Source organism: Vibrio sp. 1F169 (genome assembly GCF_041439605.1).
In the GTDB taxonomy this organism is placed as follows: domain Bacteria; phylum Pseudomonadota; class Gammaproteobacteria; order Enterobacterales; family Vibrionaceae; genus Vibrio; species Vibrio tasmaniensis_A.
In genome coordinates this window covers 1-15,355 of record NZ_JBGOOI010000056.1, presented here as the reverse complement: position 1 = coordinate 15,355, position 15,355 = coordinate 1, and the positions used below count along the sequence as shown (strand labels likewise).

Sequence of the window (15,355 nt, the reverse complement as noted above, 5' to 3'; positions counted from 1 at the left end):
TTTATAAGACGATTGTAAGTATTCCGTGCAAGCTTTATCTATAATAAGCACAATAACAAATCATTAACGTAACGATTAATGTGAATATGCAATCGACCTCTTTCCAGATACAAGACATTAAGTGCACCCAGCGTGAATTGCAAAAGATAGATTTTCATCAACATGACAATCTACTGATTCAGGTGTTTTCTTCTTTCGAGAAAGATTCGGTGTTGGCTGCCTGCCAAGTAATTCAGTCGAATTTCCCCAACGCCAAATTGATTGGTTGTAGCGCTAATCACTACATCAGCCAAGGTGTGATCCTGCATAAAGGTCTCCATGTTATTGTTACTCGCTTTGAGGCGACGTCTTACACTTGTGGGGTTGTCGAATATAGCGAGCAGCCTCGACGGGATAGCCAAGCGATGTGGCAGCAGCTTGAATGTAATGCTGATACTCAAAGCATTATCTGTTTCGCCGATCGCTTGCAGATAAATAACCAAGATCTATTTTCAGCGTTTGAGCAGTCGATATATTCATTACCTATTTGTGGCGGTGCATCGACCATTACAGAGCATGGACGATGGGTGATGCTCGATGGTATTTGCTATGAAAATGCCTATGTGATGTTAGCACTGCACAGTGTTGAACTCGCAATTACTAAGGGGTATTACTGCGAATGGAACCCCATTGGTCGTACCTTCCGAGTGACTGGCGCTCAAGATAATCGGCTAGCTGAATTGGACGGTATACCTGTCCGAGAAGTCTATAATCGTTACCTCGCTGACGGTCTCGAAATCCCTTTTGAGCAACTGTATAACTTCCCCTTGATGGTCGGTGAACCCAAAGACCAGAACACTCACTTACCGCTCAAGGTGACAGAGGGCGGAGAGATAGAATTCAGTGGGTCGTTTCAGGTTGGTGATGAGGTGCGGTTTTGTTATGACCACCCTTCATTGACCCTAGAACAAATCCGACTGGGCGTTCAACAGATTACTTCCCATAAACCAGAACAGTTTTTTATCTATAACTGCACTTCGCGCATTGATTTCATTGATGGCAACCAAGAGGTTGAGGTTTTCCAAGCATTAGCGGACACCTATGGCGTGTACTGCATGGGAGAGCTCTATCAAGATAATGACCAGCAACGAATTTTGCATCATAGCCTCACTTATCTTGCGCTTAGGGAAGGTGAAGGCAAGGCGGTATTGCCATTAGAGACACAACCCGCGACCAATATTTCCCCTCTGTTTTCATTGATACGAAATGCTCTGCTTGATGTCGATGACATGAACAACAGCATGGCGAGTAAGATTCAACAGCAAGCGACCGCATTGACCGCGAGCTACCGAATTGATCGCCGTACAGGCTTACCTAACCGAAGCGTATTGCGTGAAAAGCTGTCAAAAATGAGTACCGATAGTCATTTGTTGGCTTTGAAAGTCACGACATTTGGCCAAATCAATGAGAAGTATGGCTATCGAGTCGGTGACAAGCTTCTGCATGATTTAAGCGAGTATTTTCAAAAGGCGCTGTGGCAGTTCTTTGATGAGGGGTGTCAGCTCTATAGCATTGGTATCGGTGAGTGGGCGGTGGTGTTTGATAGCTGGGTGGGGCAAGAACATATTCATCAGCGTTTTTCTGAATTTGCAGACCAAACGGAACATGTGAATTTTGAACCAACGGGGTTGCCTGATATTGATTACCTGTCGGTATCCATCTGTGCGGGTATAGCCAGCCGTCGAGATTTTCCTACGACCTCGATTGATGATTTGTTGTTGAAGGCGATTGATGCTAGGCGCAGCGCTGTGAGTCAGAACAAGCATCTAGTGAGCGCCAAGACGCTCATTCAATTAGAGAAGCATCGCCAAGAGCAGCTTGGCTGGCTGTCGTGTGTCAGTCGCGCGGTGCTTAATCAGAATATTGTGGCGTGTTCCCAACCTATTGTCTCTGCGCACAGCCATCAGGTAGAAAGCTACGAGTGCTTGGTTCGAATTGAAGAAGATGGACAACTGATTGTGCCGGGTAAGTTCTTGCCAATCATAGAAGGAACTCATCTCTATACACGTTTGAGTCGCCAGATGATAACGCGTACCTTTGATTTTATGAGTCAGCGAACCGATTCGTTCTCAATTAACTTGGCGCCACAAGATTTTAGCAATGAGAAAACCATTCTTCACCTTGAGCAAGCCATCAAGAAAATCAGTCACCCACAGCGTATTGGCTTAGAGGTGTTAGAAACGGAACAAATTCAGGATTACGGTCGCTTGATCGAGGTGTGTAATCACTTCCGCGACCTTGGTGTGAATATTATTGTTGATGACTTTGGTTCCGGCTATTCGAACATTGATGAGATATTGAAGTTAGAACCACAAATCATAAAGCTTGATGGCAGTTTAATTCGGAATATTGATAAAGATAAGAAACAGCGCAAGATCGCTCAGCAACTGGTGAGTTTGTGCCAGATACTGAACGCTAAAACAGTTGCGGAGTTCGTACATAATGAACCGGTGTGTCGAATCGCAGAGGATATGGGTGTCGATTACCTTCAGGGTTACTACTTTGGTCAACCGCAGCGTTTGTTCTAATCGAACGAGTTAAATTTCTTTCAAAGAGCAGCCAGAGTGTCGGTTTCACGTGAAACACCGATCGGTTCAATAGATTAACGTTAGATGTAAAAAGGGTGAGCTTATGGCTCACCCTTTTTGTTTCAGTTTTACGTTACTTACCGCAAGCCTCTACGTGGCTTCCTCTATTTGAGTGAATGACCACATTTATCCGCTTGAAACACCTTTAGGTAGTGTTGGTAGTAATCGTTAATCAACTTAGCCGGTTCGATTTCACCTAACGTTTTTAGCAACTCAACGCCAACTTCACAGGTACACAGGTGCCCGCTGTCTTGATTGCGGCGTAAGGTGTATGACGATTCAGTCGTGATATCGAGATGGATTTGAGGAATGGTGTTTAACCACGCGCTCTTGTTGAGCATTTTCTTCGCTTCCTGCCATGTGCCATCCAAGATGATGAATAACGGCTTACGGTCTCCAGCTACAGATGACACGGCTTGCTGGCACTCAATACTGCTGTCACTTGGAAACAGCAAAAAAGGCTGCAATGTTTTGTCTTCGAGTAAGGCAATCAACTCTTCTGGTGGTGTTTTTCGTTGCCATACGAAGGACTGACATTGCTGAATAGATTGCTCAAGTAACTTTCCGGTATTGGTGTCTCTCGACAGTTCATTCTCATGAGTGAGCAGTACAAGATCAGTTTGGCTTTCAACACTTGGTATGCGATGACAAATACATTGATGAGTGAAGCCACAACCACCGCAAGCTTGTTGATTACTCATAGTTATAGCTTAACTCCGCTTTGTGCGGGTGATACGCCATCAGCAAATAGAACCACATCACTGATATCAGCATCATTTGCAACTGGAGCAACACTTGGATTCAGTGGGTAGCTAACACCGGTGTAAGACAGTGTGTGTTTCGCAGGTGTTGCTCCACCGCCGCTGACATTGAAGATCAGATCCTGCCAGCCATGACTTTGCGATTTACCTAAGCGTATATCGCCCTTAACCAGTGTCACTCGGCTATTGAATCGCCAGTTGTCTTGGTGGTTTTCAAAGATAAGCAACGTACAGCCACCTGAACCACACCAATCGAGTTGAGCAAACAACTCTTCCTTACCATCACCGTTCAGATCGTAGGTCAGCCAACGGTACTGAGTGTTGTCTGGATCGGTATTGTTGATCTTAAAATACTCGCGGATCGCTTGGTCGACTTTTGGATCAAGTTGATCACTGGAGTTGACCTGCTTAGCGGTTAGATCAACGTTAGCGGGGGTGTTTGCTTGCGCTTGCGCACTCTTAGCTTCGAATAGCACCAGACCGCCATTGGCAATCGGATAGACCACGTTGCCCACTTTCTCTTTTTCAGCGATTAGCTTGCCATTATCGAGTGTGAAGATACGCTCGGAGATCAAATACTGTTGCTGGTGGCGAGTCATAACCACTTGTACCTGATTTTGGTTCAGTTGCTGCCAGAAGCCCTGCTCAACAATAGAAGGGTCTCCATTGCTGTATGAATAAGTCGTGATAGCACTGTGGTCATTGTTGAGTTCAAGGTTGATAGAGAACCCTGAGTTTTGCGTTGAGCTAGCGAAGTAGAGTCCGCTCCAGTCCAATGTTGGATCTTGGTTTGAGACCGTTGCACAGCCATTATAGTTACTGTCATTGAGGTTAAGCTTGGCATGCCATCCATAGATAGAATCACTCATGCCGTCGCTGCAACTCTCTTTTGTAAGGTTGAGTTTGCCTTGCGCTGCTTTACCCTCTAATTGATAATCACGACTGCTTGGTGTGGTGCGGCTTGATTCAATATCGAGGAGCTGTGGTTGTTCGCCCATCTTGGTGTATTTGAGCTGGTCTTTATCGAAGGTTGCTGACCAGAAGGGTTCATTACCGAATACTCGTGTTGAACGCAGTGGTTGGTCACAACGATTAGGGTTTTCTGCGGTTAGGATATTCACTTGATCAACCACGAAACGTGCCGTGAAATCTGCGTTATACCCTGTTTGGCTCGGTACGGTTAGATGACCAATCAGCTCGCCGTATAAGGCTTGGTAAGGTCTCGTTGAGAGCCCTTGCGCTTCTAATGCGAGTTCTGGTGTTAAATCTAACCAGTATTGTTGTTGGCTACCGCAAGGGGTGAAGGTTCGGCTTTCATGACCTACCACAACTTGACCACGCATGATGAAGGTTTGCGGTTGAATGCTCAGTGGTTCATCCAAGGTTGCTGGGGGCAATTCAGGTTGTTGCGGCGTATCTGGTGCCGTTACACAGCCTTGCAAAGCGAATGCGACTAGCCATGTCACTGGGTTTTTCATTACCTTCATGTTATATCTTCCTCGGAGCAACCGTTAATTGGATTTATTATGGCATATTGGTTATTTAAAACAGAACCCGACACCTTCTCTATTCAGACTCTAAGAGTACAAAAAACCTCTTGTTGGGAGGGTGTACGCAACTATCAGGCTCGAAACATGATGCGTGATGACGTCAAGCTTGGAGACTTGGTGATGATATACCATTCATCATGTAAAAAAGTTGGCGTGGCGGGGATCGCGAAAGTAACCAGAGAAGCCTACCCAGACCACTTTCAGTTCGACCCAGAGAGTAATTACTACGACCCTAAGTCTTCGCCAGACAATCCGCGCTGGATAATGGTTGATGTTGAGTTTGTGCGAGTGACTGAACGCTTAATTCCTTTGGCAACACTTAAAGCCATGCCTGAACTGTCAGAAATGCCACTGGTTAAACGGGGCAACCGATTATCGATCATGCCGGTTACCGAACAAGAGTGGCAGGCAATATTAAGCAAAGAAATACTGGGTTCTCGATAGCGTTAGAGAGAGCTTTTTACGTAAGGTTCAAAAAAGGCAGCCAGTTGGCTGCCTTTTTATTTATACAGATCTCTTCGACGAGACGATATTAGAGTAGGTGCTTTTCTAGATAGTGAGCAACGGCGTCGTCTGCGTTGCTGCCAATCACTTCATTGTCTGGTAGAGCTTTCATCACTTTTTCATGTGATGTGCCCATGATTAGACCTTTACCCGCCATCGCCAGCATCTCTGCGTCATTCATGCCATCACCAAAGGCAACACAGTTATCCAGTGTTAGGTTCAATGATTTCGCAACAGCGTCTAAGGCGTGGCCTTTAGATACTTCAGCGGCCATCACTTCTAAACACCAAGGTGTTGAGAAGGCGATGTTCAGTTTGTCTCCAAACGCACCTTTTAGCTTTTGCTCAAACGTGACCAGATATTCGTGGTCTTGCTCTGGATGTGTGAAGAAGACTTTAGCAATGCCGTCGCTTGGGGCATTATCAGCTTCAAATCGCTTGTAGCTAAAGCCAGACTCACTATGGAACTTAGCGAGCATTTCGTCTTCACGGTCGAGTAGCCAATCTTCATTCTGGTACATATGAATAAAGATATTTGGATCTTGGCGAACAATATCAATAACCGGTTGAACTAATTTCTGAGGGACGTCCTGGCTATACATCAGTTGATCGTTCTGGTCGTGTACGCGAGCACCGTTTGACGTGATCATGTATGCCGGAATCCCTGCAATTTGACGAATCCCTGCTACGTCGACGTGATGGCGACCCGTAGCGAAGATAAAGGTGTAACCTTGCTCGTGTAACTTCTTAAGCGTTAGTTTGGTAAAGTCGCTTAGCTGATGGTTGGGAGCCAAAAGCGTACCATCTAAATCAGAAGCAACAATTTTCACGGAATCTTTAAGTGCAGGAATAGTCATTTAACCCTCATTGCAAAATGCTTAGCAAATATCAATACTAGCCAACGCTAGCATCGTTTTAACCACAATATCTCTAGGTGGAAATTGTATGCCAATTTCATGCAAGAAAAGAGGGCAAAGCTCACTTACTTCTCTTCCTCTTTAGCGCTTATCTTCTTGGTCGGTTACTCAGCTTATTAGCTTATTCGATCTAGGTAAAAAACTGATTGATAGCATCCAGTGTGTGATTACGGTATTCATCTTGCTCAAACAGCACCTCATGCTTAGAACCCTCAATCACCTTAAACTGGCAATCAGAGTTGGTTTTTTTCAGCTTATTGATGAACTTCACTTGAGCATCGTTACTCACAATCTTCTCTTCCCCTGCCTGAATCAATAGCAGTGGGATCTTGATTTGACGAGTTTGTTGTATTGCCTGCTTGGCTGCCATTAACCCTTGCCATACCCAGCGAGTACTTGGTCCGCCAACCTGCAAAGAAGGGGAACCGTCATATAAGCAACGGAACCACTGATAGCGCACCTTACTGTGGCTTAATAAGTTATTTTCGAAGGGCTTAGAGTAATACGCCTGTTGCCCGGGGGCATAAGTCGGCTTGGCATAGAAAGCGGTGAGAGCTTGCCCAACAAGCATTGCGATAGGCTTGAAGTACCATTCAGTATTGATCCCAAACATCGGAGCGCACAGAGTGACTTTGTCAAACGGGTGGTTGGGATGAGTTTGCAAGTAGCGAGTGGCGATTGTACTGCCCATCGAATGTGCGAGCAGGTAGCGATTGGAATACTTGCTAAGATCAAAACTGGCAATAATGTCAGACATATCTGATACGTAATCATCAAACTCGTGAATGTGACCAATGTCAGAGTCTGTTACCATACGTTCCGACTGACCTTGACCTTGGTGGTCAAATGAATAAACGTCATAACCTTGCTGATAGAAATCATAAAAGAGCTCTTGGTATTTTAAGCAGCACTCGATGCGACCATTTGAAATAACAATAGCTTTGGTGTGTGTCGGAGAAGTTAAGCTACACCAGTACAACCTTTTTTTACCAGATGATGTAACATAACCATCCTTTCGTTGTTGCCAAAGGGTGGAGATCGGGTGTTTAATCGCTTGCTCGAACTCAGGTTCTTGCGTGTATGAAAACAGGGTGGCACTGTGGTTTTCCATGGGAAATTACCTGAACTGATGCATGTGAGAGCGTCATCGCTACTAATGTTGTTAGATTAAAGAACTAGTAAGGAAATGCAAATGGATACTCATGTTTGGCTTGCTTATGTCGTCACGGCGATTTTGTTTAGTTTGGCACCGGGCTCAGGTACCGTTAACTCAATCAGCAATGGGCTCAGCTATGGCACCAAGAAGTCACTTGCGTCGATCGTTGGCTTACAGCTCGGTCTTGCATTTCATATTATGCTGGTGGGAGCGGGTATTGGTGCACTAGTGGCAAAATCCGCCTTGGCATTTACCATCATCAAATGGGTGGGCGTGGTTTATCTTCTATGGTTAGGCATTCAAAAGTGGCGTGATAAGTCTAGCTTGGTGGCTTCAGAAGAAAAATCAACGCTATCGAGTGGCAAGCTGCTCAGAAATGCAGTGCTTATCAATTTGACTAACCCAAAATCTATCGTGTTCTTAGTTGCTCTGTTTCCGCAATTTATCGATCCGACACAACCGCAAGCACCGCAGTTGTTGGTGCTTGGAGTGACCACTGTATTTATTGATAGCGTGGTTATGTTGGGTTACACCTCATTAGCTTCACAAATGGGACGTTTTATTCGCTCAGATCGCATAATGGGTAAGATAAATAAAATATTTGGTGGTATGTTCATGGGTTGCGGCGCTTTGCTGGCTGCTGCCAAAGCTTAATGAAAGTAATAGAGTTATAGTTAAATCAATTAGAGTTATCAATAAATGACCGCTACGTACGTTGCTCGACAACCTATCTTAAACCGTAACAAGAACACGCTTGGTTATGAGCTGCTGTTTCGTGACGGTGATAGGAATGCCTACCCCGCGCATATTGAATCTAATCGAGCAACGTATCGCCTGATCGTTGAAAACTTCTTGTCCGTTGGGCTTAACCCTTCGATCCCATCTTCACGCTGCTTTATTAATTTTCCGTATCAGAGCTTGATTCGCCGTCTTCCAATGAGCTTACCGAAAGATAAGGTCGTAGTTGAGATTCTTGAAACCTGCCAACCGACCGATGAGCTATTAGAGGTAATCAAAGAGCTTTATCAAGCAGGGTATATGATTGCCCTAGATGACTTTACTTCGACACCTGAGTGGGAACGTTTCCTTCAATATACGCATATTGTTAAGCTTGATATCATGCAGATGGGGTTGGATGCGGCGTGTGAGTTAGTCAAAAAGCACGAAGGGAAGAAGTATAGTTTTCTTGCTGAGCGGGTTGAAACGGAACAAGAGTTCCAACAAGCGAAAGAAGCAGGGTTTAAGTTTTTCCAAGGCTATTTCTTTAGTAAGCCAGAAATCATAAAGACTAAGTATATTAGCCCAGAGCAAGTGATAGCGATGGAGCTATTCCAAGAGGTCTGTAAGCCGGATGTCGACTTCCAACGTGTTGAAAGCATCGTCGCGAAAGATATTGCCTTATCCTATAAGCTTCTGCGCTTTGTGAATACTATGTCACCCCGCCTTGAGGTCACCATCTCTTCATTTCGTCAGGCCTTGGTTTATTTAGGGCAAGAGAAATTGAAAATGTTTGTCTCGCTAGCAGTAGCGTCTTATGTCTCTGATAAAAAGCCCAAAGAGCTGTATGGCCTGTCTTTGCAGCGTGCGCAGTTTTGCCAACGGATGTCTCGTTACCAAGTATTTAAAGGGCATACTGAACAAGCCTTTATGATTGGTTTGTTCTCATTACTTGATGCGTTGCTCGATCTGTCGTTAGAGAACTTAATTGAACAATTACCGTTATGCACAAGTATTAAGGTCGCCTTGCTGCGCAGAGAAGGTCCATATGGCGCATTATTAGCACTTGAAGAAAGTTTCGAACATGCTGATTGGCAAAAGATTGATGATCACTGTGCTGATCTAGGGTTGAACGTGGAACAAGTGAAAACAGAACTCACTGAAGCTCGACGTTGGAGCCATATTGTTACCAACAAGCTCTGATATTCTTCGTTAAACTTTTATGACAATGAAAACGCACGCCTTGACGTGCGTTTTTTTACAACTAATATATATGCACATCCATATATGAGTATGTAGTTATGCTTCCTCACCAATTTTTTAAATTACTGTCTGATGAAACGCGAGTGCGTTGCTTAATGTTGATTGTGCGCCAAGAGTGCCTATCTGTTGGTGAGTTGACTCAGGCATTACAAGAAAGTCAGCCAAAGATTTCCCGCCATCTTGCGCAGTTGCGTTCAAACGGAATTTTAACTGACGTTCGCCAAGGGCAGTGGGTGTTCTACCGTCTGTCACAAGATTTACCGGGTTGGATGCTAAAGTTAATTGATGACCTTATCGCATCGAACTGTTTGAAAACTGAATACCAACAGGATATTGAGCGCCTAGAAGCCATGACTTCACGCCCTCAATGTTGCGTTTAAATACATTTAAATTTATTGCCAAAATCGTTGAGATTGCAGTTAGGCATAGTCAACAACACTGCGGCTTCAAACATGAAGGCAATTAACTGAGAGAAAAGAGTATGACAGTCAAAGTAGGTATTAATGGTTTTGGCCGTATCGGCCGTTTAGCACTTCGCGCAGCGTTTGATTGGGCGGAAATTGAGTTCGTACAGATTAACGATGTGGCTGGCGACACCGCGACATTGGCGCATCTTCTTGAGTTCGATTCGGTTCAAGGTCGCTGGAACCACGAAGTCATGGTTGAAGGCGATGAGATGATCATCAACGGTCAACGCATTAGAACTACGCAAGAGCGCGATATCGATGCGATCGATTGGTCTGGTTGCGATGTTGTCCTTGAAGCGACCGGTGTTCACCGTAAGGCATCTTTCCTAAACAAATACCTTGAGCAAGGTGTGAAGCGTGTTGTGGTATCGGCGCCAGTGAAAGAAGAAGGCATTGCAAACATCGTTGTCGGTGTGAATGACGCTATCTTCGATCCAGCGGTACATAAGATTGTGACTGCGGCATCTTGTACGACTAACTGTCTTGCGCCTGTTGTGAAGGTGATTAACGAGAAGTTAGGCATCGAGAACGCAGCCTTTACCACTATTCACGATCTCACCAATACGCAAACTATTCTTGATGCGCCCCATAAAGACTTACGCCGTGCACGTGCATGTGGCATGAGTCTTATCCCGACAACAACGGGCAGTGCAAAAGCGATTGTTGAGATTTTCCCGGAGCTTGAAAATCGTATTAATGGCCACGCGGTTCGTGTACCACTAGCGAACGCTTCTCTGACCGACATCATCTTCGAAGTGAAGCAAGACACCACAGCTGAAGAAGTCAACGCGATGCTGAAAGAAGCGTCTGAGAATGAACTGAAAGGCATTCTTGGCTTTGAAGAGCGTCCCCTGGTTTCTATCGATTACAAAGGCGACCAACGCTCAACGATCGTAGATGCGCTATCAACCATGCTAGTCGGTAAGCGCATGGTTAAGATCTACGCTTGGTACGACAACGAGATGGGCTACGCAACACGTACTGCTGAGTTAGTTCGCACTGTTGGCCTTGCATAATACTCTTCATACTTGAAGCTGCAGCGTTGTTAACTGCGTAAGTTCACCCTAATCACATAGAACCACTATGCTCATAGGGCTGAACTTACTGGTTGCCTAGCTGCAACTCCAATTATTTTGAGTATCGGTCTATATACAAAAGAATTTTAAGAGATTGATGACGATGACGAATTCTCAAGTACACCCAACATGGCAACTAGATCTAGAAACTGGTGCGTTAGTGCTTACTCCGTGCCCAGGCACTAAAGACGCTGACCTAGATGCATCGTTAACGCAACTGAAAGCACAAGGCGTTGAAGCTATCGTGACAGCACTTGATGACCATGAGCTTGCAAGCAAAGACGTTGCGGCACTTGGTGAGAAGACACGTGCGTTAGGCATGCAATGGTTCCAAATAGAAATCGAAGACGATTGTGCACCGGGTACCGATTTTGCTGCGAAGTGGCGGGCGACTAGTCCAGTTTTACACCAAATTGTGGATAACGGCGGTAAGGTAGCAATGCATTGCATGGGCGGTTCTGGCCGTACTGGTTTGCTGGCTGCACACCTGTTGTTAGAGAAGAGCTGGGACATGAATAAGATTGTTCAAGAGGTGCAGGCACTGCGTCCGGGCGCATTCACTAAAGCCATTCAGGTTGAATACATTAATGGCGTAGCTTCTGCGTAGCTCTTCATACTTGAACCTGCAGCGTTGTTAACTGCGCAAGTTCACCGGATCGCCGGCCGCCCTAATCACATAGAACACCTATGCTCATAGGGCTGAACTTGCTTGTTGCCTAGCTGCAACTCCAATTATTTTGAGTATAAGTTAAGTGGAAAGTAAGAATTAGAGCTTTTGGACACCTATGATCTAAAAGCTCTTTTTGTTTAGATTGCAGAGATAGCGTTATGTTTTCAAATCTAAGTAAGAGCGTTCGCCAATACATGTTGGTGACTTTTAACTACTGGAACTTCACCATTACTGATGGTGCACTTCGCATGCTGGTGGTTCTGTATTTTTACGACCTTGGCTACAGTTCGTTAGAGATCGCCTCACTGTTCCTTTTTTATGAATTCTTTGGTGTGGTGACGAACCTAATTGGTGGTTGGTTAGGGGCGCGTCTTGGCCTCAATAAGACCATGAATATCGGCTTAGGGATGCAAGTTGTCGCTTTGGGCATGCTCGCGGTGCCAACCGCAATGTTGACCATTCCTTGGGTAATGGCGGCGCAGGCCTTGTCTGGTATCGCTAAAGATCTCAATAAGATGAGTGCTAAAAGCTCGATTAAAACCTTAGTCCCAGATGAGCAGCAAGGTGCGCTTTATAAGTGGATTGCGATTCTAACCGGATCTAAGAATGCACTGAAAGGTGCCGGGTTCTTTATCGGTGGCTTACTGCTTTCGACGATTGGTTTCCAATACGCAGTGCTCGCGATGGCTGCTGTGCTGACCTTGGTCTTCATTGGCAGTTTAGTGAGCTTAGAAGCAGACATGGGCAAAGCGAAAACCAAACCGAAGTTTAAACAGATCTTCTCTAAGTCTGAATCCATCAATATCTTGTCGGCTGCGCGTATGTTCCTGTTTGGTGCTCGTGATGTGTGGTTTGTGATTGCTTTGCCGATTTATCTAGGCAGCGTGTTTGGTTGGGACCACTCATGGGTGGGTGGCTTCTTAGCGGCTTGGACCATCGCATACGGTTTTGTGCAGGGCATTGCACCTAAGATTACTGGTAAAGCACAAGGCAAGGTGCCTGATGGACATGCAGCACTACTATGGGCGGGTGCATTGGCTATTGTGACTGCCGGTATTGCCTATGCGGTGCAAATTGGCTGGCAACCAGAGCTAGTTATCATCGGTGGATTGATGGTATTTGGTGCCATCTTTGCGGTGAACTCATCACTTCACTCATACCTGATTGTGAGTTACGCGAAAGGCGATGGGGTTTCTCTTGATGTTGGTTTCTACTACATGGCAAACGCGATGGGTCGCTTGATTGGCACGATATTGTCGGGCTTGGTATTCCAGATGGCCGGTTTGTCTGCGTGTCTGTGGGTATCCTTCGCATTCTTAGCGATAACGACGGTGATCTCTCTGCGTTTACCTAAAGTGCCGCAAATCTCAGCGGCATAAGCTTCAGCCGCATGAGCCTCATTTGTAAGAGTGAAAGTCGCATTGCTTAGGTCGGGTAACCTAGAGTCGAATAAGTTAAATTCGCGATAAGTATCTTCTTTAACGCTAAGCTGACTTGGTATTTATTCCGGTCAGCTTTTTTATTGCTATAGTAGAATGATTGAATATTAATCAGGCATTTACATGAAGCAGCGAATTCTCTTTTTTGATTTAGCACGATGTGTCGCGGCCATAGCTGTTATCGCGATTCATGTTTTGGCGCCTTATCGTAATGAATTAAGCACCATTCCTTTCGGTGAGTGGCTGACTGCCATTACGGTGAATGGTTTCAGCCGCTGGGCAGTGCCTGTGTTCATCTTGATTTCTGGTGCATTGATGCTGAGTGATCAGCGCCCGTTTGACGCCAAATACTACCTCAAGCGCCGTCTGGGTAAGGTACTGATCCCATTCATTGTTTGGTCGCTTTTCTATACCTACCTATCAGGTTGGTCGCTAATGGGTTTTGATGCGGACGTCAGTTGGGAGGTTTTGCTCAATAGTTATCATCACTACACGTACTATCACCTTGGTTTCTTCTATTACTTCATCCCACTCTACTTTGTGATTCCTTTTTTACAGATCATGGTCAGAAAGTACGGTGATAGATCTGTCTATGCCTTTACGGCGGTATGGTTGTTCACAACGTTATTGTTCTTATTGAAAATCGATGGCCCTTGGAGTCACGAGTTGTGGTTGTACACCGGGTACTTACCGTTGGGTTACCTGCTGTATAAGATGGTTCCACTTAACAAGATGACTGTCGGCGTGAGTGTGTTACTTGGTGGATTAGCGTTACTGACCACGGTTTATATGGTGGTTGATGCAAGTTTGGTCGCAGAAGAATACACGGTAGGGCGTTGGTTATCTTACAAGACGTTGAACACCGTATTAGCGGCGAGCATGGTGTTCATGGTGTGCCGTTACTATGGTGAAGGCTTGTCTGAGAAGAGCAATCAAGTGGTTGGTTTTATCAGTAAACACAGCTTAGGTATTTATCTGCTGCACCCGATTTTCTTATGGCCAATGAAAGAGTTCGGTTGGTACCAAGGACACCCTGCTTGGGTTATTCCATTATGGATTGTGATCAGCGGAGCTGGCGCGTTATGGATGAGCTGGTTGGTCTCTAAGTCAGAGAAAACACGTTGGTTATTGCCTTAGCGGTGGGTGCTAAGGCTTTCTGATGGATTGCTTAGAAGATACAGTTGAAGTACCTAATGTTTAGCGCTTCAATGCAAAGTGTAAAAACTTATCGCCTTGGTAGGTTAAGGTACCTTTGTCGCCAGGGTTCAGGGCGTGGAAGTAGTGGATTCCGACTTGGAACTCTCGTTTTGGACCAACCACACCACGTTGAACGTAAATCCAATACTCTTGATCTTCTTGGCCAGGTTCTGCATCAGGAAGGTCGATGGATTGTTTGTCCAACACAGTGACGTTCACTTTCTTTTCTGGCGCATTTTCACCTTGTGAGTGCTTTCGATAGAAACCAAAAAATACCCAAGCCGCTAGACCGGCGAGTGCAAAGATGGCAAAAAAGAGTGAATTAGGCATGTAACCTCCATGTAGTCGTGATGGTTATTCTAATCTTTCAAGCAATAGGGATATGTGTTTCAAGCCGTTATTCGTGAACTGTTGTAAGCCAAGCTGATTATTTTTCGGCAGACATCACATTTAGAGGCCAGTTTGGGATAAAGCATTGTTATTTATTGTCTCTTTCTCTCGTAAATAACAGTGATTTTGTATAAGAATAGGGAAATGCTCGACTAGAATTATAGTGTGGAGTGGGAGGGCTAATATGACCGATATTGAAAAAGTGGTGACAAGAACTCGTAATATAGAGAAATTATTGAGGCTTCAATATCATGCCGAAGGCGAAGGATTGCATGAGCTTGTAACAAGCTGTGAAGAAAGGCTACCGCACGATATGGTGAGCAAACTGCGTTATATCGCAACGTGTCGTAATAAGGTAGTCAATGAGCATGAGGCTAAGTTGGAAGACCAGCATAAGTTCATCATGATGTGTAACGACTGTGAGAAGGAGTTGACTCCACGTAGTGGTCGTTTTATTTGGCGAGTTGCAATCTTACTGATGATGGCAATGACTTTAGCTGCTGCTGGTTTCTATTATGCGAACTGGGATGTGTTAACACTGCATCTGTTTTCGAAATGAAAAAATTGTGACCCGTCCTGATATGGGTTGACACTTGATTGACTAAAACGCTCGATGTACTTC

The 15,355-nt window shown here is 45.1% G+C and carries 15 protein-coding genes; 10 read left to right on the top strand and 5 right to left on the bottom strand.

Annotated features, from left to right (window positions below; translation table 11 throughout):
* The first annotated feature begins 86 nt into the window (after window positions 1-86).
* Window positions 87-2,567 carry an EAL domain-containing protein gene (locus tag ACED53_RS17665; protein WP_029225618.1) on the top strand — a complete coding sequence of 827 codons (2,481 nt, stop codon included), beginning with the start codon at window positions 87-89 and terminating at the stop codon, window positions 2,565-2,567.
* Window positions 2,568-2,731: 164 nt separating this feature from the next.
* On the opposite strand, the gene ACED53_RS17660 is transcribed toward ACED53_RS17665, so the two are convergent.
* Window positions 2,732-3,328, bottom strand: coding sequence for a tRNA-uridine aminocarboxypropyltransferase (locus ACED53_RS17660; RefSeq protein WP_017100564.1), 597 nt, complete (start codon window positions 3,326-3,328; stop codon window positions 2,732-2,734).
* A 2-nt stretch (window positions 3,329-3,330) separates the two neighbouring features.
* On the bottom strand, window positions 3,331-4,875 hold the full coding sequence (locus ACED53_RS17655; RefSeq protein ID WP_017100565.1) for a COG3650 family protein: 1,545 nt from the start codon (window positions 4,873-4,875) through the stop codon (window positions 3,331-3,333).
* A 39-nt stretch (window positions 4,876-4,914) separates the two neighbouring features.
* Here ACED53_RS17655 and ACED53_RS17650 point away from each other — a divergent pair, with 39 nt between their 5' ends.
* Window positions 4,915-5,382: an EVE domain-containing protein gene (locus ACED53_RS17650; RefSeq protein WP_017100566.1), complete on the top strand. Its 468-nt coding sequence runs from the start codon at window positions 4,915-4,917 to the stop codon at window positions 5,380-5,382.
* An 88-nt stretch (window positions 5,383-5,470) separates the two neighbouring features.
* Here the strand turns inward: ACED53_RS17650 and ACED53_RS17645 are convergent, their stop codons facing one another.
* Both ACED53_RS17645 and ACED53_RS17640 read right to left on the bottom strand, forming a co-directional pair.
* Complete coding sequence (locus tag ACED53_RS17645) at window positions 5,471-6,298, bottom strand: Cof-type HAD-IIB family hydrolase (RefSeq protein WP_017100567.1); 828 nt, start codon at window positions 6,296-6,298, stop codon at window positions 5,471-5,473.
* Window positions 6,299-6,488: 190 nt separating this feature from the next.
* The gene (locus ACED53_RS17640) at window positions 6,489-7,469 is read right to left on the bottom strand and encodes an alpha/beta fold hydrolase (RefSeq protein ID WP_017100568.1); all 981 of its coding nucleotides are present in this window, start codon (window positions 7,467-7,469) and stop codon (window positions 6,489-6,491) included.
* Window positions 7,470-7,550: 81 nt separating this feature from the next.
* On the opposite strand from ACED53_RS17640, the gene rhtB reads away from it, so the two are divergent.
* The 7 genes from rhtB to ACED53_RS17605 all read left to right on the top strand — a co-directional run bounded on the left by rhtB (window position 7,551) and on the right by ACED53_RS17605 (window position 14,283).
* Complete coding sequence (rhtB, locus tag ACED53_RS17635; protein WP_009848221.1) at window positions 7,551-8,168, top strand: homoserine/homoserine lactone efflux protein; 618 nt, start codon at window positions 7,551-7,553, stop codon at window positions 8,166-8,168.
* A gap of 45 nt (window positions 8,169-8,213) precedes the next feature.
* On the top strand, window positions 8,214-9,434 hold the full coding sequence (locus ACED53_RS17630) for an EAL and HDOD domain-containing protein (protein ID WP_009848222.1): 1,221 nt from the start codon (window positions 8,214-8,216) through the stop codon (window positions 9,432-9,434).
* Between the two features lie 98 nt (window positions 9,435-9,532).
* Window positions 9,533-9,874: a metalloregulator ArsR/SmtB family transcription factor gene (locus tag ACED53_RS17625; RefSeq protein WP_009848223.1), complete on the top strand. Its 342-nt coding sequence runs from the start codon at window positions 9,533-9,535 to the stop codon at window positions 9,872-9,874.
* Between the two features lie 101 nt (window positions 9,875-9,975).
* Entirely contained in the window at window positions 9,976-10,977 is a 1,002-nt protein-coding gene (locus ACED53_RS17620) for an ArsJ-associated glyceraldehyde-3-phosphate dehydrogenase (protein ID WP_009848224.1), read from the top strand.
* A gap of 157 nt (window positions 10,978-11,134) precedes the next feature.
* On the top strand, window positions 11,135-11,644 hold the full coding sequence (locus ACED53_RS17615; protein WP_029224010.1) for a cyclin-dependent kinase inhibitor 3 family protein: 510 nt from the start codon (window positions 11,135-11,137) through the stop codon (window positions 11,642-11,644).
* Window positions 11,645-11,865: 221 nt separating this feature from the next.
* Complete coding sequence (gene arsJ / locus ACED53_RS17610) at window positions 11,866-13,086, top strand: organoarsenical effux MFS transporter ArsJ (protein ID WP_017097107.1); 1,221 nt, start codon at window positions 11,866-11,868, stop codon at window positions 13,084-13,086.
* Window positions 13,087-13,269: 183 nt separating this feature from the next.
* Window positions 13,270-14,283, top strand: a complete 1,014-nt coding sequence (locus ACED53_RS17605) for an acyltransferase (protein WP_017097108.1) — start codon at window positions 13,270-13,272, stop codon at window positions 14,281-14,283.
* Window positions 14,284-14,343: 60 nt separating this feature from the next.
* Here the strand turns inward: ACED53_RS17605 and ACED53_RS17600 are convergent, their stop codons facing one another.
* On the bottom strand, window positions 14,344-14,673 hold the full coding sequence (locus ACED53_RS17600; protein WP_017097109.1) for a DUF2500 domain-containing protein: 330 nt from the start codon (window positions 14,671-14,673) through the stop codon (window positions 14,344-14,346).
* A gap of 244 nt (window positions 14,674-14,917) precedes the next feature.
* Between ACED53_RS17600 and ACED53_RS17595 the strand changes: the two genes are divergently transcribed.
* Complete coding sequence (locus ACED53_RS17595) at window positions 14,918-15,292, top strand: hypothetical protein (protein ID WP_004736595.1); 375 nt, start codon at window positions 14,918-14,920, stop codon at window positions 15,290-15,292.
* The last annotated feature ends 63 nt before the right edge of the window (window positions 15,293-15,355 follow it).